The sequence below is a fragment of the Bacillus cereus group sp. MG9 genome, from assembly GCF_040459995.1.
GTDB classification, from domain to species: Bacteria; Bacillota; Bacilli; order Bacillales; family Bacillaceae_G; genus Bacillus_A; species Bacillus_A mycoides.
In genome coordinates, this window is sequence record NZ_JARVHC010000001.1 from 1690739 (window position 1) to 1716257 (window position 25519).

Here is a 25519-nt window from a genome sequence, read left to right on the forward strand (position 1 = left end):
ACATTAACATTCAGTATAAAACTTCCAGATAGAATGAAAGCAGGTTAAGAATGAGGGGAGAGAGGTGAAACGATGGATATTAAAATTCATGGATTAGAAAAGGCATTTGGGAAAACACAGGCGTTAAAGCCGTTACAGATTGTAATGAAAAAAGGGGAATTCACCACACTTTTAGGACCTTCAGGATGCGGGAAAACGACTTTACTTAGAATGATTGCAGGGCTTGAGGAACCGGATAAAGGTGAAATATATTTTGGAGATAAGTGCATGTATTCTTCTGCTAAAAAGATAAAAACATCTCCTCATGAGCGGAATATCGGCATGGTATTTCAAGATTTTGCTTTATGGCCGCATATGACTGTATTTGAAAATGTTGCATTTGGTTTAAGGGCTACAAAGCAAACGAATCAATTAAGAGAAAAGGTAGAAGATGCGATAAAGCGAGTTCGTTTGCAAGGTATGGAGAAAAGATATCCGCATGAACTCTCAGGTGGACAGCAGCAACGTGTCGCATTTGCTAGAGCAATTGTAACGAAACCTCATTTTATTTTGTTCGATGAACCGTTAAGTGCACTCGATGCAATTTTGCGAGAAGAAATGCGATTAGAACTTATGGACATCGTTCATTCAATTGGTTTAACGGCATTGTATGTAACACATGATCAAACAGAAGCTATGTCAATGTCAGACCAAATTATTGTCATGAAGCAGGGTGAAGTATTACAAAAAGGAACACCAGAAGACATTTATGTGAAACCGTCTCATGAATTTGTTGCAAAATTTGTTGGTAAGGCAAATTGGCTTGTAGAGGGGAAAAAAATGATTCGTCCAGAGCATGTGAGCTGGACAAAAAATGACTTGTGCGAAATGTATACAGGTGAAGTTCAGCACGTTACATATGTAGGAGAACGTTATGAAGTGAAAGTAAACATGGGGACACTCGGTGTATGGACAGCTTATCACAATAGTAAGCTAAGCGTTGGTAAACCGGTATCGTTATATGTACCAAAAAAATGTATTCATCATATAGGGGGAGAATCGTATGAAGAAATTCAGTTCGCTTAAGTCTTTATTTGTATGTACTTTACTATTTTCTGCTGTAGTAACAGGTTGTAGCCCAAAGACAGGCAGTGTAGATGCAAAAAATAAAAACACTAATGAAAAGAAAATTGTTGTATATAGTGCAGGACCAAAAGGATTAGCAGAAAAAATTCAAAAGGACTTTGAAAAGAAAACAGGGATAAAAGTAGAAATGTTTCAAGGAACAACAGGTAAGATTTTAGCAAGAATGGAGGCTGAAAAGAAAAATCCAGTCGTTGACGTTGTCGTACTTGCTTCTTTACCAGCGATGGAAGGATTAAAAAAAGATGGGCAAACGTTAGCTTATAAAGAAGCAAAACAAGCTGATAAGCTTCGTTCTGAATGGTCGGATGATAAAGGACATTATTTTGGATATAGTGCTTCAGCATTAGGAATTGTGTATAACACAAAAAATGTGAAGACAGCACCTGAAGATTGGAGCGATATAACGAAAGGAGAATGGAAAGGGAAAGTGAATCTTCCAGATCCAGCACTTTCAGGTTCAGCTTTAGACTTTGTAACAGGATATGTGAAAAAGAATGGACAAGATGGATGGAATTTATTTGAACAGCTTAAGAAAAATGAAGTTACAGTAGCTGGGGCAAACCAAGAAGCGTTAGACCCAGTTGTAACAGGTGCGAAAGATATGGTAATTGCGGGTGTTGACTATATGACGTACAGTGCAAAAGCAAAGGGTGAACCGGTTGATATCGTATATCCAAAAAGCGGAACAGTCATTAGTCCACGTGCAGCAGGCATTATGAAGGATAGTAAAAATGTAGAAGGTGCAAAAGAGTTTATTGATTATTTATTATCAGATGATGTGCAAAAACAAGTTTCTAAAGCGTATTTGTTGCCCGGTAGAAAAGATATAAAAGCTGAAAATAGACCGAATGTAGAAGAGATTCCAGTATTAAATATTGATTGGAAAACAGTTGAGAAAGAACAAGATGAAATAGCAAAACAATTTAAGAAAGTATTTCAATAAGATGGTGATTACATGGTAAATCGATTCGTATCAGTAAGACAAGTTGGAATGACAGTAGCGTTGTTACTTGTGGCGATGTTAATCGTCATTCCGCTTTTTCTCATTTTATTTTCTAGTGTATATGAAAATAGCAGTTGGAATTTTTTAAAGCCTTTTGAAGTCATGCAGAGTGGTGGATTAGCTGGGATTTTTCTAAATTCGATGCTTCTAGGTGTACTCGTTGTAATAGGAGCTACAATATTTGCGTTTCCATTGGCGTTCATTATGAGCAAAACAGATGTAGGAAAGTATAGTAAGTTAGATATTGTTTTTATGATCCCATTTATGACCCCGCCCTATATCGGATCGATGGGCTGGATTTTGTTCATGCAACCTAACGGTTATTTTGAACAATTTTTTCCGGCTTTAAAGCCGATTTCATCATCGTTTTTTAGTTTAGGCGGTATGGTTTTAATTATGAGTCTGCATTTATTCCCATTCCTTTACTTCATGTTGAAAAACACGTTACTTCAGATTGGGAGTAGTAAAGAAGAAGCTGCAGCAGTTCATGGTGGAAGTTTTTTCTATCGTTTAAGAAAAATAATACTACCGTTATTGTTATCAAGTTATGTAATGGGTGCTTTACTCATTTTCGTAAAGACGATTGCTGAATTTGGAACACCAGCTACATTCGGACGTAGAATAGGATTCCATGTGTTAACATCTGAGATTCATAAATTTATCTCTAGTTGGCCGATTGATTTTGGCAGTGCCACAGCACTATCTTCTTTATTACTTAGTGCGTGTATGCTCATTTGGTATATGCAAAATGTATTGAATCGAAAGTATACATATGCAATGGTTAGTGGAAAAGGTGTGAAATCTAAAAGGTATACTTTGTCTATATTTGCGCGCGTTATAGCATGGGTTTATGTAATTGGCTTACTAATAGTAGCAATTGGAATTCCATACTTTTCTATACTTATTGCTTCTTTGTCGAAGTTAAGAGGCGGTGGCTTACATTTTAATAACTTTACAACAAGCCATTATGAAGCATTATTTACAATTGGTTCTCCGGGATTAGAAGCTTTATGGAACAGTTTTCTTTTTTCACTCGTAACGGCGATTGTTGCTGTAATAATTGGCGTATTTTTGGCGCTTATGATTCGAAAGGGGAAAAAGTCCTCTGAAAAATGGCTTGATATGTGCGGCATGTTACCGAATATGGTACCAGGAATAGTGATGGTTGTAGGGCTTATTTTATTTTGGAATTCACCCTATATGCCTATGTCAATTTACAATACACCAGTCATGGTTATCGTAACGTATGTTGTTCTCTTTTTACCTTATACGGTGCAGTATGTAAAAGCATCGCTCGGACAAATTGATGATTCTCTTGTACAGGCAGGAAGTATTTTTTCCGGGAATTATATTTATATTTTTAGAAAAATAATATTGCCGCTTATTATTCCAGGAATTCTTGCTGGATGGGCGATGACATTTACGATTTCGATAAGAGAGTTAGTAGCATCGCTTCTCGTACTACCTCCATCAGTAGAAACGTCAGCAACGTTTATTTTTGCTCAATTTGAACAAGGAGAAGTATCTATAGGAATGGCAATGGCTGTTGTTTCTGTTGGGCTTACAACAATGTGCTTATTACTTCTGCAACATATGGAGCAAAAACGAAAAGGGGTAGCATGATGAGGATGGAAGTATGGGGAGGAGCGGGAGAATACGGTCGTTCCTGCTATTTTGTAAAAAATAAAGAGACAAAAATAGTATTTGATTGTGGTATTAATCGATCATATGAGGATAGTTATCCCAAAATAGAAAGAGAAGTTGTTCCATTTTTGGATGCAGTATTTTTATCACATATTCATGAAGACCATACGATGGGTTTACCTTTATTGACGAAGTATGGATATAAGAAAAAAATTTGGACGACTCGTTATACGAAGGAGCAACTTCCAGCTTATTTTGAAAAATGGAGAAACTACAATCTTTCAAAAGGGTGGAATTTACCTTATAACGATCAAAATATTAAAGATTTAAATTATGTATGTATTGATGAGATTAGTAATCCAAATGAATGGATACAGATTACACCAACGTTGCGGTTTCAATGGGGGTATAGTGGGCATGTATTAGGAGCTGTTTGGTTTTTAGTGGATATGTGTAATACATACGTATTTTATTCTGGTGATTATTCAGCAGAATCTAATATACTACGAGCTAATTTACCTGAAGATTTGCGAAGCGATATAAAAATTGCAATTGTAGATGCCGCTTATCACACTGATGATGTTTCACAAAAGGAACGAGTAGACGAATTATGTGCAGAAATTGAACGAGTTGCTCAAAATAAAGGAACAGCATTACTACCACTGCCCTCACTTGGTAGGGCGCAAGATATAGTATTGTATTTATATGAACGATATAAAGAACTTCCAATTATAGTAGATAAAGAAATTTTTGCTGGATTTGAAGAGATGTTCGTATATAAAGATTGGTTAAAAAATAATGAAAAACTTGAACGGGTTCTGGAGGGTTTAAAAAGAAACATAATAGTTATGGATAAGGACATTTGTATGCAAAATAGTTACGGAATAGTTGTAATGAGTGATGCGAATATGCAAACGAAACGAGCACAGTTGTATTATGAACAACTTCGGCATAAAGAACGAAATTCCATTATCTTTACTGGACATATTGCTAAAGGAAGTTTTGCAGAAAAAGTTTTGAAGGAACGTGTAGGTAAAGAATGTAGGGTGAAGCGAGTTCCATATAAAGTTCATCAAAGTATAAGTGACGTTAAGGAAATGTTAAATACACTATTACCAGAACATACGGTGTTAGTACATGCTTTGAAAGAGGATACGGATCGATTACAACAAAAGCTAAGCACAGCAGGATATGAAAATGTGTATTCGCTTACTATGGAACGTATAGAAGTAATTTAAAATGTAAAGGAGATCGGTATATGAAAAAGGTATTTGTATTCGTAAGTATTTTCTTTTGTTGTTTCCTTTATCATGTTAAGGAAGGGTTTGCTGCTAGTCCACTGAAACCTAGCTTTGAAGTGAAGTTATTATTAAAGCCAGAACAAGTATTAGGTTATAACAAAGAGATGAACCAAGAGGTACTAGAATATTTCCAGGCTGGTACAAATTATGAAAGAATACAATTGCAATTTTTAGATACAGCGAATAAAAATTTAAGTAATGAAGGTTGGTTTGCGAGAATTCGAAAGAAAGAATTTAGTAAAGATTTTGAACTAACATATAAAAAAAGATATCCTATTCCAAATGGTGTAATTCAAGATGCACTAGAAGTGGCTAAAAAGGATGGATTTGATAGTAAAACTGATAATTATGAGGCGGAAATAGATTGGGGATTTGAGAAAAAAACGTTAAGTATTTCAAATAAGAAAAGTTACAGCGCTAAAGGGTATGGAGTACTTGATTTACCAAACGAACGAGCCGCTCAAAACATGTTAATAGAAAAGTTGCCAGGGAAAATGAACAAATGGTTGTATACGAATTGGGGAGAAGAAATGCTCAAGAATTCTCGTATTTACGGTCCTGTATTAATGAAACGGTATACAGGGGAGTTTGAAAATATAAAAACGAATATTGAAGTTTGGCCACTAAGTAATACAGGGAAAATAGAAGATGATTTCGTAATAGAAGTGTCATTTAAAACAAATGAGGAAAGTATTGCAACAAAACAAAGAGAATTATTAATGAAGAGTTTAGAACAAAAAGGATGGTTGTTACCGAAAGATAGTTTGAAGACAGAGCTTATTTTTCAGTAAATAGGAAAGAAGGAATCCATGTGCCATGGATTCCTTCTTCTAATATATGAGTATTAAGCTAAATCAGCTGACACGAACATATCATTATTTTGAAGGTTTTGAGAGCGTAAACTATAAGCAACTACCTTCTTTTTATGTTGTTTTACTACATCAACATGCTCTTCATGACTATAAATATAAAATGTAAAATCTTTTTTGCCACGTTTTGCATTGATAATTAAAGGAGTGCCTTCATTGTGTGGTGGTGCATAATAGCGATCTAAAAATAATCCTTCGTTAAAATCATGAATAATTTTGGATTTCTTTTCGCCTTCTAAGTTATTTCCATTGATTGTAACAGTCACATTCTCTTCTTCAAGTTGTGGATGTGTTTCGTACTTGCTAATAATGGATTCAATAGCAGAGTTAGGAAGGCTAGAAACAATAATTTTAAATGCTCCAAATACAACTAACATTACAATAAACCAAGTCGTCATAGTATTTCATCCCCTTTATCCCACAGTAACGGTCCGTAAAATCCTGGTTGGTGCGGGCTAATAATCAGTGTGGGATAGATACCCCGTACTGACTAAAATTTCACTTTATCCTATTTAACAATATAACTCATGTGGCAATAGTACATATGGTGAAGTTTTGTATAATTTGTGAAAAATATTCCATTTTTACGAACGAAATATTAGAAAAATCAATTTTGTTACAAAAAGTTGAAATCGAAGTATTTTAAAAGAAAAAGGTTTATAATAAAAATATAACTAATAACAACATTACTAATTATAAGGAAGTGTAACTATGAGTACTGTAACAATCGTATATGGTATTATTCTTTCTACAATTATTGTTTTATTTATTGTCGGGGTATCGCGTTATATTCATAAATGGAAAGAAGGAGTTGCGAAATTAAATCACATTGAAGAAGAACTTAGTGATTTAATGTTACATCATGGTAAGTAAAAAGTTTATTTTTTAACTAAACAATGTGAAAAAAATCACAAAACATGCTCTCATCATGAAGGCATGTTTTTTTGTTATGTTGTTAATAGGCACATTTATAAAATTTCCCCATACGATACAGTGTAAAATCAGAAATGTTCGGAGCGGGAAAGAGGGATTGAATGAGTAATTCAGGTTATGTTACAGATAATAAAAATTTAAAGAAAAGCTCAGGAACGCCAAATCTTTTCTTTGATTCGAGAAAAAATGTCTTTTTTAAAAGAGATGAGAAAAACGTTGCATATGAAGTTACCTCAACGCAGTTACCTGCGATGATAGGAGGGGCGTTTGTTGATTTATTTATGACGAAAGGGCATATGCGGGAACCACATTGGCATCCGAATGCGTGGGAATTAGATGTTGTTGTATCAGGAGAAGCAGTTACATCCATTTTAAATCCCGAAACGAATCAATTGCAAAATTATCATGTGAAAGCGGGGCAAACTGTCTTTATTCCAATGGGATGGTGGCATTGGATTACAGCGGTAACAGAAGAAGTACAATTACATTTGTTCTTTAATAACGATCAGTTTGAAACAGCAGAGGGATCAGACATACTTAGATTAACACCGCCAGAAGTATTTCAAGCTGCATACGGTGTAAGTGCAGAAAAATTAGGAAAGGACCTTTCGCCAATTAAGGAGTCAGTTGTAATTGGTCCTCCTAACTCAAATCGACTAAATAGAGTTAAAGAAAGTGACGACTCAAATATAGTTGTTACGTTAAATGGACAAATAACATCATGTGAAATAGAGTAACTCTTTCTTTTTTTAGGAAGAGTTACTCTGTTTTGTATAATTTTGTATTTTTATTCGTTATAATTATTATATAGAAGGGAATTTATAGAGGGGGCATATTGTGAACATATTAAAGATTATAGGAATTGTTGCAGGAGTGATTGTAGTAGCTGTTATAGCTTTCTTTGTTATTATGAAGTACTATTTGTCAAAAGAAGATCCTGATTACGTATTAAACTACATAAAAGAACATAAAGGTGATGAAACATGTTCATTACTTATTAGAAAAAACGGTGAAGTAGTAACATCTGTAAATGAAAATAAAAAATTACCATTAGCAAGTACGGCAAAAATCGTAATAGCAGTTGAATTTGCTAAGCAAGTGTCAGAAGGAAAAATAAGTCGAGATGAACAAATTTCATTGCAGGATTTAGAAAAATATTATGTTAAAAACACTGATGGTGGAGCGCATCCTGGTTGGTTAGAAGATGCTAAAGCGAGAGAATTAGTGAAAAGTGGGCAGATCGCTTTAGAAGAAGTTGCAAAAGGGTAACTAACTGTTACGATTTATTTAACCAATTATAACGAAAGTTAAGTAAATATATCAGTAAGCCCTGCTAGTCAAGTGATTGGCTAGTAGTGAGGGTTAACTGCGGGCAATCCCTAAAGCTGATTGAACTACAACGTGGCTAGAAATAGCGAGCGTGAATGTCGCGAAAGCAGAAAAAATCAATCAGATCGTGCAAGGTTAAATCCTAAACACTAGAACAATGGGTCTTCCGCCTCGAATCATCTAAGTCAAAATGGATAAGATGAACGTTCAACGACTATCTCGTATAACTGACGAGAGTACATCACAAGCCTATGGTGGTGGAAAAATCCTCTATCTTTAAGTAGATAAACATATAGTCTGCGCTCATGTGAAAACATGAGAAGTTCATAAGAGAACTGGCTAAGGAATTGCGCCCTTAGTTGAACAAGATAAATTTTATTGAATCTATCAAACTTTATTGAAGTTATCGAACGTACGTGCTATGTTAGGTTCAATGAGGTGAGAATAATAATGAAATTTTCACGAGTTAGTCAAGTATCGGAATTAACAGGTTTGTATCCTAGTAGTCTTAGGAGAATGCTGGTGGAACACGCTACTATTCAGAAGAACCAATCTTTCATTAAAGGAGTTAAATTCTGATGATATTGGCGAAGAAAGTCAGGCTAATTCCAACGTCTGAACAAGAAAAAGTGCTTAGAAACCATGCTGGTGCTGCAAGATTCGCTTATAACTATTGTAAAAGAATGAGTGATAGATACTATAAGCTATTTGGAAAATCTGTTTCACAGTTAGCTTTACAGAAACGATTTACAAAGATCAAGAAGCGAAAGAGATATGCGTGGTTAAATAACATCAACGCACAAGTTCCCAAACAGGCTTCAAAAGATTTTGACAAGGCGAGGAAAAATTCGTTCGAAAAGTACAAAAATGGTTATCACACTTCTTATAAATCCAAAAAAGATTTAAACCAAGGATTTTATGCCAATTATGAAAGACTGATTATAGGAAAGAAAGTAGTTGATATTCAGTCTATTGGAAAAGTGAAAACAAGCCAACAACTACCAAGAAACAAAAAACCATCAAATCCAAGAGTTACCTTTGATGGTCGTCACTGGTGGATTAGTGTAGGGTTCCAAGAAGACTTTGAATCACAAGAACTAACCAATGAGTCGATTGGTGTGGATGTTGGTTTAAAAGAGCTGTTTGTGGCTTCTAATGGTACGAAAGAACGAAATATAAACAAAGATGCTAAGGTTAAAAAACTTTTGAAAAGGAAAAAGTCAGCGCAAAGAGATATGTCTAGGAGATTTAAAAAAGGTGTGAAAATTCAATCTGCCGGATATGAAAAAGCTAAAACTGAGCACCTGCGGTTATCTAGGAAAATTATGAATATCCGAAATAACCATATCCATCAAGCAACAGCTAAATTGGTGAAAACCAAACCAATGAGGATTGTTGTGGAAGACTTAAATATCTCAAACCTGTTAAAAAACAAAAAACTATCGAAAGCATTTTCATTTCAAAAATTAAACTTCTTCTTTCAATGTTTATCATACAAGTGTGAGAAGTACGGCATTGCATATGTAAAAGCTGATAAATGGTTCGCTTCAAGCAAGATTTGCTCATGTTGCGGAGTTAAATACGACCATTCAGTTCAACCAGAAGGACAGTGGAGTTTAAAAATACGTGAGTGGTGTTGTGTTGGGTGCAATAGCCATCACGATAGGGATGTAAATGCTGCGATAAATTTATCAAGATGGGTAAAATAAATGCTTGATAATAGGAGGTAACGATACTGCCTCGTGTGGAGTGTTATACCCCTCGTCCCTTCGGGGTTGCGAGAACACGATGAAGCACTAACTTGTGTGAATTTGATTGAATTGTATAGATTTAGTTAAGTTTATCGTATCGGATGATTCATTATAGTTCTAATGCAAATACAACATATTTGTTAGATAAGCTTGGAATAGAAAGAGTAAATGAAAGTATAAAAGAGTTACAGCTTACTAGTCATGACGAGTTCACTTCGTATACGGCTTCACTATATATGAGAGGGTATGTAGAAAAAGAGCTTCATGAGCCAGAAAATCAATCGTTAGAAACGATACGAAACATGCCAAAGGATGAGTATAATAAACATGTGTTACAAATTCATGAATGGATGAAAGATGAAGAAGAATGGAAAAAACGGGATATCCCATTAAAAGTAGATATGGAATTTCAGCGAATTTGGTCAGATCGATTAGTGGGTGCAAACGCTAAAGATTATATGAGTATAATGGAAAAGATAAATAGTAGAAATTATTTTCCAAAATCAATGCAAGAAGAAATCGAGAATATTTTCAAAGGAACGGTTAATAATAGTAAGTTAGAATACGCTGGTCAAAAAGGTGGCTCTACCGCATTCGTATTGACAAAAAGTTTGTATACTACAGATAAGAAAGGGAATAAGGTAGAAGTTGTAATTATGTTTAACGGTATAGAAGATCAAGTTGCATACCAAAAGCTGAGAAATAATATAGATTATTTTATTCAAGATGCTATAACAGATGAGGAATTCAGAAGAAAGTTATAATGAAATAATTTTATTATGTAAACAAAAAGATGCTTTGTATAAAGCATCTTTTTGTTGGTTTTATAAGAAGTGTACTCAAAGGAATTAACCGATATCTAACCGAATTAATTGAATAGATGCGTTAATGGCAGGAGCACCAGTAACTGTAATAGGGATAACAGGTAAAGCGTTTGTAGTAGCACCAACATTTCGTATTGTTACAGGAGTTCCACCAGGAATGTTGATGACGGCAGATCCGGATAATAATAAATTTCCAGTTGCATCTGTAGATTGTGAATAAGAAGTAGTAGCTTGAGCAACGCCCCCTACAGTGATAGCATAGGTTGCTGTATCTGGTGATGTAACTAGCACTTTGAAAATAACTAAATATGAACCCCCTACTGTAGGATCTACATTGGCGGATACTGTACCAGGTGTATAAAAAACACTTTTTAATGAGCCGTTAGAATCAAATTCAATATCAGCACCAGGTCCAATAGACTGAGCAGTTGTACTATAAATATGACCATATGCTTCGGTACTTGTATCAAATGTTCCGGTAGATCCAGTGTTCCCAGTAGACCCAGTGTTTCCCGTAGGTCCAGTGTCGCCAGCAGGTCCGGTGTCACCGGCAGTCCCAGTGTTTCCGGTAGCCCCAGTATCGCCAGCAGGTCCGGTGTCACCGGCAGTCCCAGTGTTTCCGGTAGCCCCAGTATCGCCAGCAGGTCCGGTGTCACCGGCAGTCCCAGTGTTCCCTGTAGGTCCAGTGTCGCCAGTAGGTCCAGTGTTTCCTATAGGTCCAGTGTCACCGGTAGTCCCAGTGTTCCCAGTGTTCCCAGTAATCCCAGTGTTCCCAGTGTTCCCTGTAGGTCCAGTGTTCCCAGTAATCCCAGTGTTCCCGATAGCCCCAGTGTTGCCAGCAGGTCCGGTGTTTCCAGTAGCCCCAGTGTTGCCAGCAGGTCCGGTGTCACCGGCAGTCCCAGTGTTCCAGTAGCCCCAGTGTTGCCAGCAGGTCCGGTGTTTCCAGTAGCCCCAGTGTTCCCGGTAATCCCAGTGTTCCCGGTAATCCCAGTGCTCCCGGTAGGCCCAGTGTCGCCAGTAGGTCCAGTGTTCCCGGTAATCCCAGTGTTCCCGGTAATCCCAGTGCTCCCGGTAGGCCCAGTGTCGCCAGTAGGTCCAGTGTTCCCGGTAATCCCAGTGTTCCCGGTAATCCCAGTGTTCCCGGTAATCCCAGTGCTCCCGGTAGGCCCAGTGTCGCCAGTAGGTCCAGTGTTCCCGGTAATCCCAGTGTTCCCGGTAATCCCAGTGCTCCCGGTAGGCCCAGTGTCGCCAGTAGGCCCAGTGTTCCCGGTAATCCCAGTGTTTCCGGTAATCCCAGTGTTCCCGGTAATCCCAGTGCTCCCGGTAGGCCCAGTGCTCCCGGTAGGCCCAGTGTTTCCAGTAGCCCCAGTGTCGCCAGTAATACCACCAGGTCCAGTAGATCCAGTGCTACCAGTAGGGCCAGTAGGAAAAGGGAATAAGGAAGGAGGTGGAAATGTAGGTCCAATGTGCTCGGGGTTAAATGAATTTGATAATGGAACTTTATTATTTTTTTTGTTGAAAGACACTGTATTCCCCCCTAATGAAAAGCATAGTACATTATAAACAAAAAGTATGAAAATAATGAGTAATAAAGTTAAGAAGGTTTTACATATAAGTAGGTTGCGATTTGAATGTAAATGATTTTCATGGGAAAGGGTTGAATGTTATGACTACAATATATTTCGTTCGCCACGCTCACTCTACATATACAAAGGAAGAAAGGGAACGCCCCTTATCTGACAAGGGACACATTGATGCAGATAATGTAATACATTTATTAAAAGAGGAACATATTGATGTTGTGATCTCTAGTCCGTATAAAAGGGCGATTCAAACCGTGCAAGGAATTGCGAATACATATAATTTATCAATACAACTGGAAGAAGATTTACGGGAAAGGTTATTAAGTAAAGAGCCAGTAACAGATTTTAACGATGCTATTCAGAAGGTATGGGAAGACTGGACTTTTGCATACGAAGGCGGAGAATCAAATGATGTAGCGCAGAGGCGTGCTGTATTATGTATGCAAAATATATTAGGAAAATATAAAGGGAAGAATATTGTAATAGGCACTCATGGGAATATTATGGTATTACTAATGAATTATTTTGATTCGAAATATGATTTTCAGTTTTGGAAAACACTTCATATGCCCGATGTGTACAAATTAACTTTTGATAATAATCGTTTCATTTCTGCTGAAAGAATAGAGAAAACAGGTCATCGGATAAACTTTTTGTAAAAGTTTATCAAAAAAAGAGGAAAGAGAGAAAGTATTGTAGAAGTATGACTTTGTAACATAAAAAATATTTGTTAAAGGAGGCTGTTTACATGTTTGAGAAAGAGAAAGAAGGGCTTATTGAAGTTCACAACGTATATGAAATCGCACCAGCAGATGGAGCAATTATAGGTATGGCAACGGAAGAAGAAATGGAGATTGCTGCTGAACTAGAGTTACAGTACTATGCCCATTCTCGTTTATTAGAAGCAAATATTCAGTTAGACGGTTCCTCCTATAAAGAGTTACTTCAGGAGTTCCAGGAGTACGAAAGAAAATCAATGAACTTTTGGAGAGCAATACATAAACGTTTAGCTGTGCCGTGGGCATGGGTACTACGTATTGATGTTGCGAACGGTCCTATATATGTAAGCAATGGGAGTTCGTATTATGAAGAAGTCGATGATGAAGAAGACTATGAATAGATAAGTAGGGAAGCAGCTTTAGTTGCTTCCTTTTTTTATTTACAATAAGTGAATGGCTTCAATGATAGCATCTGGACGATCGTTTTCTATCCCGTGACTAGCATGTTCAGCCAAAATGTATTGGCTGTTTATTGAGAGATTTAATTGTTCACGAATAAGTTCTTGCCACATATCTTCAAGTTGTGTAGCTTCTTCTTTTGGCATACCGCCCTCAATTAATTGAGCAATAGAATATTGAGGATCTCTACCGATAACAATTAATGGTATTTCTAATGTTTTATGTTGTTTTTTTATTGAGCGAGCACAATTTTTCCACTCGGACAGTTCAGAAGCTGTCGCTTTATATAATGAAGGAGAGGTCGAAAATTTGATATGCTGTTTTGTTGTATTGAGGAGCATAGATTTTAGTTCATTATAAAGTGCGTCTGCATCCATGTTGGAGTAAGTATGATATTTTTGTAGCCACATATCATCAGAATCAGTTTGATCAGAAACTGGTAAATGAAGCTCATCTAATCGGTGTAAGTTCATGGAAGTAGAATCAACTAAAAGAAGTGCTTGCAGCCTATCTTCATGTAACATTGCAAAATGTTGTGCACATAACCCTCCATAGGAATGGCCGATTAGAATGATTGGCTCGTGAATATGGAGTTTGTTTAGTAACATATGTAGTTCCTTTGTAACTTGCCTTGCTGTACGTGGAGTATTTCCTAGCTCACTTTTTCCGTAACCTGGGCGATGGTATGAAACAACTGTAAAGTGTTGTGAAAGCTCTTCTATAATAGGGAGCCAATCATAAAATGAGCAACTCATTCCTGTTTGAATGACTACAGTTTGTTTACTGTTACCTCTTATATATACTTCTACAGTTTGTCCAAATATCTCTACTGATCTATTAATAGTAATTCCTCCTAAGCTTGAAATATTTTTTGGCAAGTAAAGACGATACACCAGGCACATATGCCTAAGAGTATAGATGTACTAAGTGAAAAGGAGTTTTTTAAACCGATATAAACAATAAATAATAGTAGTGCAGATGCAGGAAATCCATATAATACGCCTAAAGCGAATTGACTTAATTCTTGTTTACTCCCACCTTCGAAAGAAATCCAAAATAAACTAAGTAAACTAATAAGAGGAAGGGCTGCGATAAAGCCACCAAGCGTACTAAAATATTTGGCAAATTCGGTTACACCCCCAATAATGAGGGCGGAGACGATGACCTTAACGAGGAAATGCATATTTTGCCTCCTTAGCTAATAACGAAAAGGCTTTTTCTATTAGTTGTTGCTCTTCTTTTGATAATTGTGATTCTAATATTTTTATCTTTTCTTTATCTAGTAAAGTATGCTTTTCTAATACTTCAATGCCTTCTTTCGTTAAAGTAAGGTTTACAACCCTTTCATCGTGTTTGTTTCTTTCTTTTATAATAAATCCTTTTTGAATAAGGCGCTTTACGTGTTCAGATGCTGTGTTATGAGAGAGACTAAGCTCAGTAGCAACTTTTCCAATTGTTATATCTTTCTCACGAGAAACGATTTGTAAAATACGAATAGCTTGGTGAGAAAGGTTGTCTTCATATTCATATCGTAAGTGATAATAAATACTTTCCCAATGTTGATTAATGTCTTTCATAATGATAAATCCTCCTATTTTTATATCGTATAATAAGATATATTCGTTGATTAAGAAGTAAAATCCTTTTATTTTCATTAAAAATGCTGAAAAAGTTTATTTTTATTGAAATATAAGGTAATCTATGTGTAAAGGTATACATTTAGCAAGAGAGAGGATGATAGCTGTGAATACATTTAAATGGATTAGTCATGAAAAGATGTATGTAGATCAAATACATGTTGAAAAATGTGGTCCTCTTTCAGTCGGCGTATATGGAGGAAATCAAGAGAGTGATGCATATGAAAGAGGAGATGCAGTGCTAGCTTGGTGGGATCCGAAATTAGAATTTGAATTTGTTATGATTTTTGATACACATCATAAAACGAAAAATATACATTATATAATAGAAGCGATTTCAGAAAGAGAAGAAAAACTAAAAGAGTTATTTTCATACCCAATCCATTTAGCTTTTCATCATACACATATGTATTTATTAGCGTTATTTACAGATGAGCTCTTTATCGAGAAATGTGACCAAGATGATGAGGAACTTGCATGTTTAATTTGTTTACGAAAAGGCGAGTTCTTATATTGGCTATCAGTTGGTGATTGCTTCGCGTATTTATTCCATTCAGAGCAAACGAAAAATGGAAAAGGTAGGCTAAATAAGCGTAAGAACTATGAGTATATAGGAAGAAAAAATGTTTTTGCAGCGAATACACCTTGTTTTACATCAGGGGTAAGGGGATTAGAAAAAGGTCAGAATCACATTGTAATGGCAACGGATGGTATTTTAGAGTGTGATAAACTAAAGTTTGATGATGATCAATCTTTAGTAGAAATATTACACGACGGATCTTGTTTACAGATTGAGCCTGTATTAACAAATGTACTTCAGTGGAAAGGTAGAGATTGTGCCACTATTATTGGATGGTCCATCGATACTGAAAATAGACAATGTGCCAATTAATAAATGAAAGAGAGTTCAAGGGTTTTTGTCCTTGAACTCTTTTTTGTTAAGCAATATGAATATGATACGTTTTTAACCATTCATTTACTTGTAGCATATACTCCATAGCACTTCTTGCTTCAAAATTGGTAATCTCTTTGTTACTTTGATCAGCAATTGCAAGTAATATGGAATGGTTAATGAGTGAGAAAACAGGATTGTTTTTATTACTGCACATATCAAGCGTTAAATTGCGGATTGTTTGTAAATAGTGTGGATCCTGTGAAGTAGGGTAAGCGCTTTTTCTTCTATTTCGCACATCATCAGGTAAAGCTGGTTTCAGCGCTCTACGTAAAATTCCCTTTTCGATATTATCAATACTTTTAATATTGAAAGGAACGTTCCATAAATATTCAACTAATCTATAATCGCAAAACGGTACACGAACTTCAAATCCTACAGCCATACTCATACGGTCTTTACGGTCGAGTAAGAACGGAAGGAATCGTGTTAAAAATAAATAAAACATTTGACGTTGTTTCGCTTCTTTTTTACTTTCACCTTCAAGAGTAGGTACTTCAAGAGCAGCTTCATGGAATCGTTTATTAATATACTGCTCAGGATTACATTGAGTTGTTACGTCGTTTAATAATAGAGAAGATGTGTTTTTCCAGTTTGTTAACCACGGAAACTTATCTACATATAATAGTTCTTCTTGATGAAACCAAGGATATCCCCCGAATACTTCATCAGCAGATTCTCCAGATAAAGCTACGGTTGCATCTTTTTTCATTTCGCAAAATAGTAAATAAAGTGAAGTTTCCATTTCGCCAGCACTGGGTAAATCTTTCGCGTGAAGGGGAACGAATAAGTGATTTGCTAACTCTTCAGCATTCACAATAATGTCATGATGCGATGTCCCTACATGTTCAGAAACACGTTTTACCCAAGGAGCATCTAGACCAGTTCGAGCAAATGTCAGTTCGAAATCTTTCGCGCTATTTAAAAAATCGATTGAATATGTGTGAAGTGTTTTGTGTTCCTCTCTAAATTCTTTACCCGCAAGTGCAGTAATACCGCTAGAGTCTAATCCGCCTGATAACATACAGACGAGAGGAACATCGGCAATTAATTGTCTTTTTACTGTATCTTGTAAAATAGATAAAATATGTGATGATGTATCATCAGTAGAATCTGTATGGATCTTACTTTCTAAATTCCAATACTTCTTAACTACTTTTTTATCACGTGTGAATGTTATAGAATGTCCAGCACGAACTTCTTGAATATGTTTAAAGACACCATATCCTGGAGTTCGAAATAAGCCTAATCCAAATATTTCATTTATGCCGTCCGCATCAATTTCAGCAGGAACAGATGGATGAGCTAATAATGCTTTGATTTCAGATCCGAAAATAATACTGTCATTTCTTTCTGTATAAAAGAGTGGCTTTACGCCTAAATGATCACGTGCTAAAAACAGTTGTTGATTCTGATCATCCCATAAGGCGAAAGCGAAAATTCCGTTTAAATGTTGTACGCAGTCTTCTTTCCATTCTAAATAAGCATGTAGTAATACTTCTGTATCTGAATGCGTTTCAAATGCATGACCACATTTTCGAAGCTGTTCTCTCAGCTCACGAAAATTATAAATTTCTCCATTATAAGTAAGAGCATACGTATAATCACCAGTACGAAATGTCTTCGGCTGCGTCCCGCCTTCTGGGTCAATAACAATTAAACGTCGGTGTGCAAAAGCCGCATGAGGTGAAAACCAAAATCCTTCAGCATCAGGACCGCGATGCTGAATACTATTCGCCATCTTTTCTAAAATAACATGTTCATTTGAAAGATCTTTCTTCCAATCTACCCAACCTGTAATTCCACACATACAAATCTCATCTCCTAATTTAAAATTATAAAAGTAGATTAATCAAATGAAATGTACACCAGGTTAAAGAGTGTCTACATAAATAGTGTACTACACTAATTGAATTACAGACTTGAGAAAATTTTCTTCAAGCTTATATTTATATGAGACAATGGCTAAGGAAAAGTATTTCATTACATACAAAAAATAAAAAAGATGAGAGAAAATATTTTTTTAGACGTTATATAGGGTGTAAAAGCTTTTACAAAAAAATAAGGGGAATCGCTACATGAAATCAAATGAGAAAAATTTTATAAAAAGATTACAACGGCAAAAAGAAGATGCGCTAGAATTTGTTGTTGATACATACTTACCACTCATAAAAGGAATCACGCACAAAGTTCTTCTTCCAGTTCAAAATGATGGACTCATAGAGGAATGTGTAAACGATATATTTCTTTCCATTTGGAATAACGCAAATAAGTTTCATGGAGAGCCGAATGATTTTAAAAAATGGATTGCAGCGATTGCAAAGTTTAAGGCGATTGATTATTACCGGAAAGCGACTAGAACAGTAGAAATTATTTCAGATGAGTTTCATATTAGTACAGAAAAATCGGCAGAAGATGAATTAATCGTTATGGAAGATAGGGAAGAGTTATTGAAGCTTATTAATCAATTAGAACCGTTAGATCAAAAAGTATTCATTATGAAATATCTTCTCGGTATGAAGACAGAGGAAATAGGTGACAAATTAGGATTAACTCGGGCAGCAATAGATAATCGTGTGTACCGGGGAAAAAAGAAACTACAACAAAATGCTACGAATATTAGTTTTGGAGGTAGTGCAATATGAAAGACATTTATGAACTATTAAATGATATTGATATAGATGAAAAAGAACTTGAGGAAATTGAGGCTTCTGAAATTGAAAAAGAAAAAGTAAAACGCAATGTAAAACAATCGATACGTACGAAGAAAAAGATGAAAAGTTGGAAAAAAGGTGTTGCTGCTGCATCTATTTTAGTAGGATTATCAGTTGCAACGCTTGGTATCGGGTTTCCTACATATGCTGGAGGATTACCAATTGTAGGTGACATATTCCGATTTTTAGATAATGGTAGAACAGGACTATATGAAAATTATAAAGAGTTTTCGACTGAATTGAATATGACGAGAGAGAGTAATGGGGTTAAGGTTACAATTAATGATGTAATTTCTGATGGCAGAACATTATCTATAACGTATTCACTGGAAAGTGAGCAAGACTTAGGGGATGATCCTATTATATTAGGTGGATTGGATATAATGGACGCTCATGGTAGTTCAGGAAGTGGGAAAATGACTAAAGTTACTGAAAAAAAGTATGTAGGTATGGTAACAACGACGCACCATGATATTAATAAAAAGGACAAAGTAAACTTTAGATGGAATATAGAGGGAATAGAGATGCCAGATAGGAAAAAATCAATACAAGGTAATTGGAATTTCGCATTAGCTGTAAAATCAATGGATAGTAAAGAGAGAACAATTGGTGGAAGTTCGGAAAAAGAAGGTATAAAAGCAAATATGGAAAAGGTCGCAATGTCGCCGGTTTCATTTATTCTTTATTACAATCAAGAAGTTTCTAAGGGTGCGAGGAAAGAATGGGATAGTGTAGATGTTGAATTGACGGTTAAGGATGATTTAGGGAATGATTATTCGGGTGAAGGAAATGGGGGAAGTGGCAACGATCCTTACAATATTCGATGGAGTGCTACATTCCAAAAGTTGAACGAAAATGCAACAAAGCTTATCGTTACACCTCGTGTACACTTGCGAGTTCATACACCTGAAAATCATGGTGGAGTGGAATATGTGAATGGAAAAGAGAAGAAAATTGAAGTGCCGAAAAAAGAAGCGAAGAGTAAAGATATTGTTCTAGATGATATCGTAATTGATTTAAAGAAATAAAAGAGAGGCTGCCTAAAAACATTAGGCAGTCTCTTTTTCGTTAAAAACTAGTTACGAGTAACGCATGCGGATGCTGCGTTTTATACTCATCTTTCCACGGAATATTTAGTTGTTCCCACGATTCGCCGCTATCAGTGGATTGAAAGATGCCATTGTTATTTAAAGTGTAAAACGTATGTGGTTCGGCTGGATTTGTAGCAAACATCGAAATGACTGTACCAATTGCAGATGGTAGACCTTGCTGTACTTGCTGGAACGGAGTATCTTTCGTTTTCCGATAAATATAAGATTCATAAGGAATACGGTGATGAGCAAGGTCGGCACTTGGTGCGGCAGAAACGAGAATTGTATCGCAATCAGCCGGATCGATAGCCATGCTGTATAAATAATGATGCTCAAGTCCGTCACTACATGAGATCCAGCTGTTTCCACTGTTATAACTTTCAAGATATGCGCGATCAGGTCCGCCCATAAATCCGTCACCGCATGATGCATAAAGGCGATTTGGGGCTTCAGGGTGCATGAGTAATTGATGAGCATCGATAGGAGCACCGAATTTTTTATCAATCCATGTATGCCCTTTATCATTACTTTGAATAACAGCACCAGCTTCGATTGAAACATGGAGTGTATTTGGATTGTTTGGATCAACTGTAATCCAGCGTACGTGATGGGTAAAAGGTCTAGGCGGAAAAGCCCACGTATAGGAAGATAATAATGATTTCATATTTTTAAGTTCAGTCCACGTTTCACCACCATTTTCTGAACGGAATAAAGCACTAGGTTCTGTACCTACATAAACGACGCCGTAGCCGTTAACTTGTTCATTTGAGCTTATCGTTATAGAAGTAATAGAAGAGTGTAAAATACCATCCTCTTTAGGGAAATCAAAGTAACGATATGAATCTCCAATTGGTCTCCACGAATCCCCGCCATCGTCACTTAGCCATAAACCTCGTCCAAATGTGCCGCAATAAACACGATTTGTTTGGAATGGATCAACCACAATACAGGTAGGTTGCATATTTTGTAAATGATATGTGGTTTCATAGTTACCATATTGTTCTTTTACTACAACAAGTTCACGCTCCATGCAGAGAAATAGTCGTTTCAATTTTGTAACCCCCTTAAAAATTCTTTCATTAGTAAACAATATGAAAATAAAAAAGAAGTAGTCTTGTTTTTAGTTGAGAAAAAGGACTTGTTTGAAAAGTAGCGAAGTTTGTATACAGAGGAAGCGGGATAAAGTGAAACTTTAATCAGTGGGATATTGTTCATCTTCTACGGATTAGTAGCATTCACTATCGGGCGTTAATGGGGGATAAAGATAGGGAATGTGTTTCATACTAACATACAGATATTGCACTTAAAGGAGCATTTGTATGGGACACTCACATGATCACGGTCATTCAAAAAATAAAAAAGCGTTATTAATTGCCTTCTTATTAACAACAAGCTTTATGATTGCTGAAGTTATTGGCGGATTTGTAACAAATAGCTTAGCACTATTGTCTGACGCAGGGCATATGTTAAGTGATGCAGTATCCTTAGCTTTAAGTTTACTTGCGTTCAAGCTTGGGGAAAAAACGGCAACGGCCGCGAAAACATATGGGTATAAGCGAGTCGAAATGTTAGCGGCATTATGTAATGGTGTCGTTCTTATTGTCATTTCAGTATATATTTTTATTGAAGCAATTCGTCGTTTTAAGGAACCAGTTGAAATCGCTAGTAATGGAATGCTCATTATTGCTGTGCTTGGTCTGCTTATTAATATTGTATCAGCTTGGATATTAATGAGAGGCGGAGATGTGAAAGGTAATTTAAATTTAAGAAGTGCGTTCTTACATGTACTAGGCGATTTATTAGGTTCAGTTGGAGCGATTATTGCTGCGTTACTTATTAAATTTTTTGGATGGACTGCTGCAGATGCGGTTGCTAGTATTCTTGTGTCTATTTTAGTCATTATAAGTGGATGGCGTGTAACACGTGATACAGTTCATATATTAATGGAAGGTGCACCGCAGCACATAGATGCTGAAGAGGTGAAAAATACATTATTAAATATTACTATTGTAAAAGAAGTTCATGATTTACATATATGGTCTGTAACATCAGATTTTCAAGTATTAACTTGCCATCTTATTATTGAAGGTAATGAAACGCAAAGCGTATTGAAAGAAGCAACGGATGTATTAAAGGGGAAATTTCATGTAGAACATGTCACCATTCAAGTTGAAATAGAGGGTGAATTTAACCATAATGAGACAACTTGCAAAGTATGAAAGAAAAAGGGTATGAAAAAGTGTCATAACATTTTTCGCGTGGCATACATATATATAATGTGGCCACAAATACTTTGTAAGGTAAATATTTCATAAGATTACTTTACTTATTAAGAATCATCTTTTATAATCAAAAGTGGTAATTGATAAAGATTATCATTTTCAATGATCGTAGAAAGGAGTTTTTTAAAAGATGAGTAGTCAACTCCGTTTTGCTGTTGAAAATCGTAAGAGACATTTAATTGATGAGTTAATTGGAGCAGGGGTGTTTAAGATTCGCGACCGACAATTATACGAGCTATCTTTAGAGGAATTGGAAAAAGAGTACGAGCATATTGAAGATTACGCAAATATTCAGGCATAGCATATAGATTATTAAAGAAGGAGCTGGTTACACTTTTGTGTAACCAGCTTTATTATTTCATAGAAATTATTTTTTGTATTTCTTTCATTGGACGGAGCCAGTTTTGAGACATCATTTGTTCCATTCGTTTTTCATCCTGTTTTTGTAGTGCTTGAATTATAGAGTGATGTTCTTTAATAGATTGACTTGCAGGCACGAAGTTTTGGAAAAATAAATATTCAAGGCGTAAAATGTGAAGTTGCATATTTTCTAGAAAAGGTTCAATATATCGGTTTTTAGCAATAGAAGTAATTGTATTGTGAAATCGTATATCTAGTTCTAAAGCTTTTTTTGAATCTTTTTCATGTATAGATTGTTGAAAAGCATCATTTATCTCGGAAAGTAGTTTAATATCAGCGTCTGTAACTTTTTGCAGTGCTTGCTTTCCTATAATTGAGTGAAGACCAGCTATCGTCTCATAAATGATAGATACGTCGTCTAACTTAATAGGCGCGATTTTCGTTTTTTGCCCAGGTACCATTTCAACTAATCCAGAAAGCTCTAAAATTTGTAAAGCTTCTCTAACAGGTGTTCTGCTTACTCCTAGTGCTTCTGCCAATTCCCCATCATTTATTTTTTCATCAGGTCGTAAAACACCTTCTATAATCCAATCTTGCAGTTGATTTAAAACGAGTGACTTTGCTGAAACTCTTCCTGGTTTTTTATAATTTTGAGGGACAGGCATAGTGAATTCAATCCTTTCATTGTATATGTTTCTTTTTCGTATTAACAAGCTTTAATTTTGGTTTTCCTTTATCCGGTTTTTGGCTTAATATGAGCACCATTACAATTACACAAAAAGCACCTAATAACTGAAAAGATTGAAACGGTACGTGCAAAATAAGCACAGAAGAAATAATAGCTGCGAGTGGTTCTGTACAGCCAAATAATGTTGTTTCTTTAGGCGTAAGGTATCTTATGCTATCTAAGTATAAATAAAATGCGATGAGTGTCCCGAAAATGACGACAAATGTAACGAGCGGGAGGGTACTTAGTTTTACATATTTCATAGTTGATAATAAAATGAATTCGTTTGTGGAAATAAAGTGTAAAATCGTTACGCCAATCCCCCCAATGATCATCCCCCATCCAACGATAACGGATGAAGACCACTTTTCTAACAATTCTTTTGAATACAAACTATAAAATGCAAGAGATAGTCCAGATAAAACGCCCCAAATGATAGCAGGTGTAGATACAGCTAAGTTATGAACAGAACCGTTTGTTAATAGGAGAAAAGTCCCTACTAATGAGAGGGTAATTGAAATATAATCAATTTTTGATGGACGAACGCTCCATTTGAAAAGTAAGTATACAGTGATAAATATAGGGGCTAAATATTGTAACAAAGTTGCAACAGCAGCGTTTCCTTCTTTAATAGAAGCGAAGTACGTGTACTGTACAGCAAGCATGCCTAAAAGACCGAACAAAATTATCTTATTTGCATCAGACTTTTGTTTCCAAATTCCAAATATTTCTTTTTTGTTCGCTCCGAATGATGACATAATGAGCAAAATAGCACCGGATATAAGCAAACGGATTGTAACTAACCATTCAGTAGAAACGTTTTCATATTGAAAAAGTTGTTGCGCAGCTGTTCCGGATAAGCCCCATAAACAAGCACCGATTACAACCATAATAATTCCTTTTAAACGATTTGAATCCATAAAATATATAAGTCCTCCTTTTTAAAAAAATATATTGAATACAATATGCAATATATCACAGAATGGAATATCAATAAACTGAAATTTCTAATTTGAAATAAAATTGTTTATCCCGCATTAACGGGCAGTAAGACTCCCACCTTGAAATTCGGCGAATGCGAGGAAGTTAGGTGGGAGTCGTGCTGCTCGTAAAAGTCCAATTGGTGAGGCTAATAATCAGTGGAGGATGGAAAAACCCCCACTGATTAAATTTTCATTTTATTAAGAACGATCATCTTTTTATGAAATATAATCATAATCGCGACGCCAAAAAAATAAAGATAAGAGTAATTTGGTTTGTTAAAAATATGTGTATAAGGAGATACGTGATGAACTGGGTTACTCATAAACCATCGTTTGAATTTGAAAATTTTAGTCCTATTATTCGGTCACAATCTGCGTGGAGTGGGCATTTAGATTTCGCATATGATTTAGTAAGATTTGAAGAACCAGCAACTTTAGTTGAGTTAGGTACGCATTTAGGTGCTTCATTTTTTAGTTTTTGCCAGGGGGTAAAAGATGGTGGGTTAGCCACAAAATGTTTTGCTGTAGATACTTGGGCTGGAGATGGGCATACAGGTCCATATGGAGAAGGGGTTTTTCAAATAGTAGAAAAAGTGGTGAGGGATAACTACCTGAATATAGGGAATTTAATTCGGTCTACTTTTGATGATGCTCTGGATGAGTTTCAAGATGAAACGATAAATCTTTTGCATATTGATGGCTATCATACGTATGAAGCTGTTTCTCATGATTATAAAACATGGTTACCTAAAGTTGCGAAAAACGGTATTGTATTATTTCATGATATTGAAGTTAAAAACGGTGATTTCGGTGTGTATAAGTTTTGGGATGAGGTCAAGGTGAAATACCCTCATTTTCAGTTTGGGCATTCATATGGACTCGGAGTTTTATTTCCGAAAGGTTGTAGCGATAAGTTTTCGGAAATACTTAAAAATAAAGAAGAGATACAAAATATGTATAAATAAAAGAGGGGCATGCATCGATTAAATGATGTATGCTCTTTTTTTATGTGGAAATATATTATTACATATGAGGTGAAAGCGGTAGTAAAAAGTTTTGTTGAGGCAAATATTAAAAAGGTTATTATGGGTTAATAATTAGTGGGGATGGATAAAACCCTCATTGATTAAAGTTTTATTTCATTAGGTGTTTTTATCTAAATAAATAAAAATACAACATTTTTTATATTTTTCATTGCGAAAAGCGCAATCTACTTTTACAATAGAAAGGGTT

Annotated in this window: 26 protein-coding genes and 3 pseudogenes; 19 read left to right on the forward strand and 10 right to left on the reverse strand. The window is 35.7% G+C overall.

The window, feature by feature from the left end:
- Positions 1-72 precede the first annotated feature (72 nt).
- The 5 genes from QCI77_RS08730 to QCI77_RS08750 are packed head-to-tail and all read left to right on the forward strand — an operon-like array spanning position 73 to position 5864.
- On the forward strand, positions 73-1065 hold the full coding sequence (locus QCI77_RS08730; RefSeq protein WP_002011954.1) for an ABC transporter ATP-binding protein: 993 nt from the start codon (positions 73-75) through the stop codon (positions 1063-1065).
- The gene (locus QCI77_RS08735; RefSeq protein WP_000714677.1) at positions 1043-2068 is read left to right on the forward strand and encodes an ABC transporter substrate-binding protein; all 1026 of its coding nucleotides are present in this window, start codon (positions 1043-1045) and stop codon (positions 2066-2068) included. The genes QCI77_RS08730 and QCI77_RS08735 overlap by 23 nt, the downstream gene beginning before the upstream one ends.
- Before the next feature lie 12 nt (positions 2069-2080).
- On the forward strand, positions 2081-3751 hold the full coding sequence (locus QCI77_RS08740) for an ABC transporter permease (protein ID WP_002031009.1): 1671 nt from the start codon (positions 2081-2083) through the stop codon (positions 3749-3751).
- Complete coding sequence (locus tag QCI77_RS08745; RefSeq protein ID WP_113770026.1) at positions 3748-5010, forward strand: MBL fold metallo-hydrolase; 1263 nt, start codon at positions 3748-3750, stop codon at positions 5008-5010. The genes QCI77_RS08740 and QCI77_RS08745 overlap by 4 nt, the downstream gene beginning before the upstream one ends.
- Before the next feature lie 20 nt (positions 5011-5030).
- Complete coding sequence (locus tag QCI77_RS08750; RefSeq protein WP_113770025.1) at positions 5031-5864, forward strand: hypothetical protein; 834 nt, start codon at positions 5031-5033, stop codon at positions 5862-5864.
- Positions 5865-5917: 53 nt separating this feature from the next.
- Here QCI77_RS08750 and QCI77_RS08755 read toward each other — a convergent pair whose 3' ends face one another.
- Positions 5918-6340, reverse strand: a complete 423-nt coding sequence (locus tag QCI77_RS08755) for a YfmQ family protein (protein ID WP_113770024.1) — start codon at positions 6338-6340, stop codon at positions 5918-5920.
- A 131-nt stretch (positions 6341-6471) separates the two neighbouring features.
- Here QCI77_RS08755 and QCI77_RS08760 point away from each other — a divergent pair, with 131 nt between their 5' ends.
- From QCI77_RS08760 to QCI77_RS08785, 6 genes and pseudogenes are all read left to right on the forward strand, one after another.
- Positions 6472-6588, forward strand: a complete 117-nt coding sequence (locus QCI77_RS08760) for a multidrug transporter MatE (RefSeq protein ID WP_080118797.1) — start codon at positions 6472-6474, stop codon at positions 6586-6588.
- A 65-nt stretch (positions 6589-6653) separates the two neighbouring features.
- A complete protein-coding gene (locus QCI77_RS08765) occupies positions 6654-6815 on the forward strand; it encodes a hypothetical protein (protein ID WP_000109008.1) in 162 nt (53 codons plus the stop codon).
- A gap of 161 nt (positions 6816-6976) precedes the next feature.
- Positions 6977-7612, forward strand: a complete 636-nt coding sequence (locus QCI77_RS08770) for a cupin domain-containing protein (protein ID WP_002086416.1) — start codon at positions 6977-6979, stop codon at positions 7610-7612.
- A 100-nt stretch (positions 7613-7712) separates the two neighbouring features.
- Positions 7713-8141: pseudogene (locus QCI77_RS08775) on the forward strand (serine hydrolase); the annotation flags it as partial.
- Positions 8142-8782: 641 nt separating this feature from the next.
- Positions 8783-9913 (forward strand): RNA-guided endonuclease InsQ/TnpB family protein, encoded by a 1131-nt coding sequence (locus QCI77_RS08780; RefSeq protein WP_353824777.1) that lies wholly within the window; start codon positions 8783-8785, stop codon positions 9911-9913.
- Between the two features lie 143 nt (positions 9914-10056).
- Positions 10057-10719 (forward strand): annotated as a pseudogene (locus tag QCI77_RS08785) (serine hydrolase); the annotation flags it as partial.
- An 84-nt stretch (positions 10720-10803) separates the two neighbouring features.
- Here the strand turns inward: QCI77_RS08785 and QCI77_RS30910 are convergent.
- Together QCI77_RS30910 and QCI77_RS08790 are read right to left on the reverse strand one after the other, a co-directional pair.
- Positions 10804-11070 carry a hypothetical protein gene (locus QCI77_RS30910; RefSeq protein ID WP_060751579.1) on the reverse strand — a complete coding sequence of 89 codons (267 nt, stop codon included), beginning with the start codon at positions 11068-11070 and terminating at the stop codon, positions 10804-10806.
- Between the two features lie 183 nt (positions 11071-11253).
- A pseudogene (locus QCI77_RS08790) lies at positions 11254-12245 on the reverse strand (hypothetical protein); the annotation flags it as partial.
- Positions 12246-12445: 200 nt separating this feature from the next.
- Here QCI77_RS08790 and QCI77_RS08795 point away from each other — a divergent pair.
- Positions 12446-13021 carry a histidine phosphatase family protein gene (locus tag QCI77_RS08795; protein WP_113770023.1) on the forward strand — a complete coding sequence of 192 codons (576 nt, stop codon included), beginning with the start codon at positions 12446-12448 and terminating at the stop codon, positions 13019-13021.
- A gap of 89 nt (positions 13022-13110) precedes the next feature.
- Positions 13111-13482, forward strand: coding sequence for a hypothetical protein (locus QCI77_RS08800; protein ID WP_000461762.1), 372 nt, complete (start codon positions 13111-13113; stop codon positions 13480-13482).
- Between the two features lie 39 nt (positions 13483-13521).
- On the opposite strand, the gene QCI77_RS08805 is transcribed toward QCI77_RS08800, so the two are convergent.
- Genes QCI77_RS08805 through QCI77_RS08815 form a run of 3 tightly spaced genes read right to left on the reverse strand, consistent with a single transcriptional unit; the run spans position 13522 to position 15117 of the window.
- Entirely contained in the window at positions 13522-14442 is a 921-nt protein-coding gene (locus QCI77_RS08805) for an alpha/beta fold hydrolase (protein ID WP_193652673.1), read from the reverse strand.
- Positions 14394-14723, reverse strand: coding sequence for a DUF3147 family protein (locus QCI77_RS08810; protein WP_113770021.1), 330 nt, complete (start codon positions 14721-14723; stop codon positions 14394-14396). The genes QCI77_RS08805 and QCI77_RS08810 overlap by 49 nt, the downstream gene beginning before the upstream one ends.
- Positions 14707-15117, reverse strand: a complete 411-nt coding sequence (locus QCI77_RS08815; RefSeq protein WP_002030991.1) for a MarR family winged helix-turn-helix transcriptional regulator — start codon at positions 15115-15117, stop codon at positions 14707-14709. Before QCI77_RS08815 ends, QCI77_RS08810 begins: the two co-directional genes overlap by 17 nt.
- Positions 15118-15241: 124 nt before the next feature.
- Between QCI77_RS08815 and QCI77_RS08820 the strand changes: the two genes are divergently transcribed.
- A complete protein-coding gene (locus tag QCI77_RS08820) occupies positions 15242-16069 on the forward strand; it encodes a PP2C family serine/threonine-protein phosphatase (RefSeq protein ID WP_002012083.1) in 828 nt (275 codons plus the stop codon).
- A gap of 46 nt (positions 16070-16115) precedes the next feature.
- Here QCI77_RS08820 and asnB read toward each other — a convergent pair whose 3' ends face one another.
- The gene (gene asnB, locus QCI77_RS08825; RefSeq protein ID WP_353824778.1) at positions 16116-17939 is read right to left on the reverse strand and encodes an asparagine synthase (glutamine-hydrolyzing); all 1824 of its coding nucleotides are present in this window, start codon (positions 17937-17939) and stop codon (positions 16116-16118) included.
- A 268-nt stretch (positions 17940-18207) separates the two neighbouring features.
- Between asnB and QCI77_RS08830 the strand changes: the two genes are divergently transcribed.
- Positions 18208-18774: a sigma-70 family RNA polymerase sigma factor gene (locus QCI77_RS08830; RefSeq protein ID WP_002012086.1), complete on the forward strand. Its 567-nt coding sequence runs from the start codon at positions 18208-18210 to the stop codon at positions 18772-18774.
- A complete protein-coding gene (locus tag QCI77_RS08835) occupies positions 18771-19871 on the forward strand; it encodes a DUF4179 domain-containing protein (protein WP_353824779.1) in 1101 nt (366 codons plus the stop codon). Before QCI77_RS08830 ends, QCI77_RS08835 begins: the two co-directional genes overlap by 4 nt.
- Positions 19872-19911: 40 nt before the next feature.
- On the opposite strand, the gene QCI77_RS08840 is transcribed toward QCI77_RS08835, so the two are convergent.
- A complete protein-coding gene (locus tag QCI77_RS08840) occupies positions 19912-20985 on the reverse strand; it encodes a beta propeller repeat protein (protein ID WP_353824780.1) in 1074 nt (357 codons plus the stop codon).
- Between the two features lie 268 nt (positions 20986-21253).
- On the opposite strand from QCI77_RS08840, the gene QCI77_RS08845 reads away from it, so the two are divergent.
- A complete protein-coding gene (locus tag QCI77_RS08845; RefSeq protein WP_002012090.1) occupies positions 21254-22153 on the forward strand; it encodes a cation diffusion facilitator family transporter in 900 nt (299 codons plus the stop codon).
- A gap of 193 nt (positions 22154-22346) precedes the next feature.
- On the forward strand, positions 22347-22517 hold the full coding sequence (fbpA, locus tag QCI77_RS08850) for a Fur-regulated basic protein FbpA (RefSeq protein ID WP_002012091.1): 171 nt from the start codon (positions 22347-22349) through the stop codon (positions 22515-22517).
- A 52-nt stretch (positions 22518-22569) separates the two neighbouring features.
- Here the strand turns inward: fbpA and QCI77_RS08855 are convergent, their stop codons facing one another.
- Together QCI77_RS08855 and QCI77_RS08860 are read right to left on the reverse strand one after the other, a co-directional pair.
- Positions 22570-23241, reverse strand: a complete 672-nt coding sequence (locus tag QCI77_RS08855; RefSeq protein ID WP_002030983.1) for a GntR family transcriptional regulator — start codon at positions 23239-23241, stop codon at positions 22570-22572.
- A gap of 16 nt (positions 23242-23257) precedes the next feature.
- Positions 23258-24223, reverse strand: a complete 966-nt coding sequence (locus tag QCI77_RS08860; RefSeq protein WP_353824781.1) for a DMT family transporter — start codon at positions 24221-24223, stop codon at positions 23258-23260.
- Between the two features lie 368 nt (positions 24224-24591).
- Between QCI77_RS08860 and QCI77_RS08865 the strand changes: the two genes are divergently transcribed.
- Positions 24592-25251, forward strand: a complete 660-nt coding sequence (locus QCI77_RS08865) for a class I SAM-dependent methyltransferase (protein WP_002030981.1) — start codon at positions 24592-24594, stop codon at positions 25249-25251.
- The last annotated feature ends 268 nt before the right edge of the window (positions 25252-25519 follow it).

Bases quoted from the DNA above. Each gene is read 5' to 3' on its own strand.
- QCI77_RS08795 (WP_113770023.1), top strand. From the start codon at position 12,446: ATGACTACAATATATTTCGTTCGCCACGCTCACTCTACATATACAAAG.
- QCI77_RS08845 (WP_002012090.1), top strand. From the start codon at position 21,254: ATGGGACACTCACATGATCACGGTCATTCAAAAAATAAAAAAGCGTTA.
- QCI77_RS08745 (WP_113770026.1), top strand. From the start codon at position 3,748: ATGATGAGGATGGAAGTATGGGGAGGAGCGGGAGAATACGGTCGTTCC.
- QCI77_RS08780 (WP_353824777.1), top strand. From the start codon at position 8,783: ATGATATTGGCGAAGAAAGTCAGGCTAATTCCAACGTCTGAACAAGAA.
- asnB (WP_353824778.1), bottom strand. From the start codon at position 17,939: ATGTGTGGAATTACAGGTTGGGTAGATTGGAAGAAAGATCTTTCAAAT.
- QCI77_RS08800 (WP_000461762.1), top strand. From the start codon at position 13,111: ATGTTTGAGAAAGAGAAAGAAGGGCTTATTGAAGTTCACAACGTATAT.
- QCI77_RS08830 (WP_002012086.1), top strand. From the start codon at position 18,208: ATGAAATCAAATGAGAAAAATTTTATAAAAAGATTACAACGGCAAAAA.
- QCI77_RS08820 (WP_002012083.1), top strand. From the start codon at position 15,242: ATGTGTAAAGGTATACATTTAGCAAGAGAGAGGATGATAGCTGTGAAT.
- QCI77_RS08835 (WP_353824779.1), top strand. From the start codon at position 18,771: ATGAAAGACATTTATGAACTATTAAATGATATTGATATAGATGAAAAA.
- QCI77_RS08765 (WP_000109008.1), top strand. From the start codon at position 6,654: ATGAGTACTGTAACAATCGTATATGGTATTATTCTTTCTACAATTATT.
- QCI77_RS08855 (WP_002030983.1), bottom strand. From the start codon at position 23,241: ATGCCTGTCCCTCAAAATTATAAAAAACCAGGAAGAGTTTCAGCAAAG.
- QCI77_RS08815 (WP_002030991.1), bottom strand. From the start codon at position 15,117: ATGAAAGACATTAATCAACATTGGGAAAGTATTTATTATCACTTACGA.
- QCI77_RS08750 (WP_113770025.1), top strand. From the start codon at position 5,031: ATGAAAAAGGTATTTGTATTCGTAAGTATTTTCTTTTGTTGTTTCCTT.
- QCI77_RS08805 (WP_193652673.1), bottom strand. From the start codon at position 14,442: ATGTGCCTGGTGTATCGTCTTTACTTGCCAAAAAATATTTCAAGCTTA.
- QCI77_RS08810 (WP_113770021.1), bottom strand. From the start codon at position 14,723: ATGCATTTCCTCGTTAAGGTCATCGTCTCCGCCCTCATTATTGGGGGT.
- QCI77_RS08730 (WP_002011954.1), top strand. From the start codon at position 73: ATGGATATTAAAATTCATGGATTAGAAAAGGCATTTGGGAAAACACAG.
- fbpA (WP_002012091.1), top strand. From the start codon at position 22,347: ATGAGTAGTCAACTCCGTTTTGCTGTTGAAAATCGTAAGAGACATTTA.
- QCI77_RS08860 (WP_353824781.1), bottom strand. From the start codon at position 24,223: ATGGATTCAAATCGTTTAAAAGGAATTATTATGGTTGTAATCGGTGCT.
- QCI77_RS08735 (WP_000714677.1), top strand. From the start codon at position 1,043: ATGAAGAAATTCAGTTCGCTTAAGTCTTTATTTGTATGTACTTTACTA.
- QCI77_RS08770 (WP_002086416.1), top strand. From the start codon at position 6,977: ATGAGTAATTCAGGTTATGTTACAGATAATAAAAATTTAAAGAAAAGC.
- QCI77_RS08740 (WP_002031009.1), top strand. From the start codon at position 2,081: ATGGTAAATCGATTCGTATCAGTAAGACAAGTTGGAATGACAGTAGCG.
- QCI77_RS08755 (WP_113770024.1), bottom strand. From the start codon at position 6,340: ATGACGACTTGGTTTATTGTAATGTTAGTTGTATTTGGAGCATTTAAA.
- QCI77_RS08865 (WP_002030981.1), top strand. From the start codon at position 24,592: ATGAACTGGGTTACTCATAAACCATCGTTTGAATTTGAAAATTTTAGT.